We start from the raw sequence: 1,364 nt of genomic DNA on the forward strand, positions 1-1,364 counted from the left end.
TGGCGCCGCCCGAGGCGATCGCCGAGCAGGTCGCGGCCGTCGTGGTCGCGGTGCTCAGCGGGTCGACCATGACAGGAGGCGGGGTGACCTGACAGGCTGCCGCCATGAGCGAGGAGCGCTGGTACTACTGCCTCAAGCACAACGCGGTGGAGGGCCCGGACGGCTGCCGGTCCGCCGACCGCCTCGGCCCGTACCCGGACAAGGAGACCGCAGCGCGCGCCCTGGAGATCGCCAAGGAGCGGACCGAGGCGGCCGACGAGGCCGACAAGGAGTGGCGCGAGAAGGGCTCCACGCGGTAGCCGGGCCGGGTTAGGCTGGCGCTCCTTGATGCAGTCGCATTGACGAGAGGGGTAGCCATGGTGGACGGCAAGGTCGCCGTCGTCACCGGCGGGAGCCGGGGCATGGGCCGCGAGATCTGTCGGGACCTGGCCGCGCGGGGGTTCCGGGTGGTCGTCGCCAGCCGCAAGGCACCCGCCTGCGAGGAGCTCGCGCAGGAGCTGCGGCGCGAGTTCGGCGTCGAGGCGCTCGGGGTCGGCTGCCACGTCGGGCACTGGGCGGACTGCGACGCGCTGGTCGACCGCGTCCTGGACACCTGGGGCCGGATCGACGTGCTGGTCAACAACGCAGGCATGTCCCCGCTCTACCCCAGCCTCGGCGAGGTCGGCGAGGACCTGTTCGACAAGGTCATCGGCGTGAACCTCAAGGGCCCCTTCCGGTTGGCCGTGCGCGCGGGCGAGGCGATGGCGAAGGGCGGGGGCGGGCAGATCGTCAACGTCAGCAGCGTCGCCGCCGTCGTCCCCGCGCCCCAGGAGCTGCCGTACGCTGCGGCCAAGGCGGGGCTCAACGCGTTGACCCTCGGCCTGGCCCGCTCGTTCGGGCCGACCGTGCGGGTCAACGGCGTCATGCCGGGCATGTTCCGGACCGACATCAGCAAGGCCTGGGGCGCGGAGATGTTCGAGAAGGCGGCGGCCACCCCGGCGGGCCGGGTCGGCGAGGCGGCGGAGATCGTCGGCGCGGTCCGGTACCTGACCAGCGCGGACTCCAGCTACACCACCGGCTCGATCCTGAAGGTCGACGGTGGTGCGGCCTGGTCGCCCGCATGACCGGCACCGAGGCGAGCCAGGCGGCCCGACCGGACACCCGGTCCCGGCTGCTCGACGCCGCGGAGGCGCTGTTCGCCGAGCGTGGCAGCGAGTCGGTGTCGCTGCGGGAGATCGGCCGGGCCGCGGGCGCGCGGAACGTCATCGCCGCCCAGTACTGGTTCACCGACCGGGACGGCCTGGTGCGGGCCCTCGTCGAGCGGCACGCGCCGGACATCGAGACCGCCCGGCACAGCCTGCTCGACGAGTACGAGGCGGCCCTCG

3 protein-coding genes are annotated in these 1,364 nt (G+C 73.5%); all 3 read left to right on the forward strand.

The genetic code is table 11. From position 1 onward, the window contains the following. Positions 1-104: 104 nt before the first annotated feature. Entirely contained in the window at positions 105-299 is a 195-nt protein-coding gene (locus H5J29_RS32810) for a hypothetical protein (protein ID WP_181784778.1), read from the forward strand. 57 nt (positions 300-356) lie between these two features. Next, positions 357-1,103, forward strand: a complete 747-nt coding sequence (locus tag H5J29_RS32815) for an SDR family NAD(P)-dependent oxidoreductase (protein ID WP_181784779.1) — start codon at positions 357-359, stop codon at positions 1,101-1,103. Beyond that, the coding region (locus tag H5J29_RS32820; protein ID WP_181784780.1) for a TetR/AcrR family transcriptional regulator at positions 1,100-1,364 on the forward strand (265 nt) is incomplete at its 3' end. The genes H5J29_RS32815 and H5J29_RS32820, both read left to right, overlap by 4 nt.

The organism is Pseudonocardia pini, from assembly GCF_013870575.1.
Taxonomy (GTDB): domain Bacteria; phylum Actinomycetota; class Actinomycetes; order Mycobacteriales; family Pseudonocardiaceae; genus Pseudonocardia; species Pseudonocardia pini.